This window comes from Mesorhizobium sp. M5C.F.Ca.IN.020.32.2.1, assembly GCF_004023105.1.
Lineage (GTDB): Bacteria > Pseudomonadota > Alphaproteobacteria > Rhizobiales > Rhizobiaceae > Mesorhizobium > Mesorhizobium wenxiniae.
Genome location: NZ_RZSX01001267.1, coordinates 1 through 1277 on the forward strand (window position 1 = coordinate 1; position 1277 = coordinate 1277).

1 protein-coding gene and 1 pseudogene are annotated in these 1277 nt (G+C 63.0%); both read left to right on the plus strand.

Annotated elements, in window-relative coordinates; all coding sequences use genetic code 11:
- Positions 1-16: 16 nt before the first annotated feature.
- Complete coding sequence (locus EOA86_RS35065) at positions 17-655, plus strand: TPM domain-containing protein (protein WP_128345673.1); 639 nt, start codon at positions 17-19, stop codon at positions 653-655.
- A gap of 342 nt (positions 656-997) precedes the next feature.
- A pseudogene (locus EOA86_RS35070) lies at positions 998-1277 on the plus strand (GNAT family N-acetyltransferase); the annotation flags it as partial.

Here is a 1277-nt window from a genome sequence, read left to right on the forward strand (position 1 = left end):
GCTGGTGAGACACAACATGGCAATACGACCGATCAGCCCCGGGGATCATGACCGCATCGCCAAAGCGATCCGCGCCGCCGAATCAAAGACCGACGGCGAAATCTACTGCGTCGTGGCCTATGCCAGCGACGGCTATTTCTTTCCGGCGGCCTTTATGGCGACGCTGGCCATGCTCGTCGTCAGCCTCGCCGTCAGCTACGGGCTGGAAGCATGGTGGCTGTCGATCCGCGTGCCGCATTTCGTCATCGCGCAGCTTCTGGCGATGGTCTCGGTGCTTGTCCTGTTGTGCGCGGTGCCCGGCTTGCGCATCTACCTGGTGCCGAGGCGGCTGCGCTACCAAGCCGCGCATGCCAATGCGATAAAGCAGTTCCTCGCCCGCAACGTCCACCGCACCACGGCGCGCACCGGCGTGCTGGTGTTCGTTTCGATTGCCGAGCACTACGCCGAAGTGATCGCCGACAGCGGCATCGACAGCCGTGTCGGCCAGGATGTCTGGGACAGCGTCGTCCGCGACCTTACCGCGCATGCCGGCGACGATCGTCTCGCCGACGGCTTCATCAGGGCAATCGAAGCGACGGGCGCGGTGCTGGCCGAGCATTTCCCGGTTTCTACCGGCGACAGCAACGAGCTGGACGACCATCTGGTCGAGATCTAAGAGCCTGCCTGCATACGCTACTCTGCCGGACGCCTGACGCGATTTTCTGCGCTTCCGATGCTCACGGACTCAGCGCATGACCCCGGAAACCGAGATCGGTTTCTGGAAAAGGATCATGCGCAATTGAAAGCGTTAGAGCGTCCTATGCGCGTCCAATTGGACGCGCGGCGCTCTAATGTCCGCTGCGCTTCGGTTCTCGAAAACCGCGGCATTCGCCTCGGCAGAGCGCGTTTTCAGACAGGCTCTTTCATGTCGCAGGCACGTCTGTCGTCTATGCGAAAGCTTGGGAGCCGGTGACCGGACTCTTGCAATCGGGCGATGCGGGTTTATGGTTAACCAATCATGAAGACGTTGAGTATCGACATCAGGAAGGCCGAGCCGCGCGACGCAAGCGCCATCGCCGACGTGCATCTGCTGGCCTGGCGCGGCGCCTACTCCGGCATCATCCCGCATCGCACCCTGACATCGATGATCAACCGCCGCGGCGCCGGCTGGTGGGCGAACGCCATCCGCCGTGCCGCCACCGTTCTGGTCGTCGAGATCGGCGGCAAGGTCGCCGGCTACGCCACGATCGGCAAGAACCGCGCCCGCGAGCTCAAGCAGCAGGGCGAGATTTACGAAC

Excerpts from the sequence above, each read along its gene's own strand:
- EOA86_RS35065 (WP_128345673.1), top strand. The coding sequence starts at position 17 with ATGGCAATACGACCGATCAGCCCCGGGGATCATGACCGCATCGCCAAA.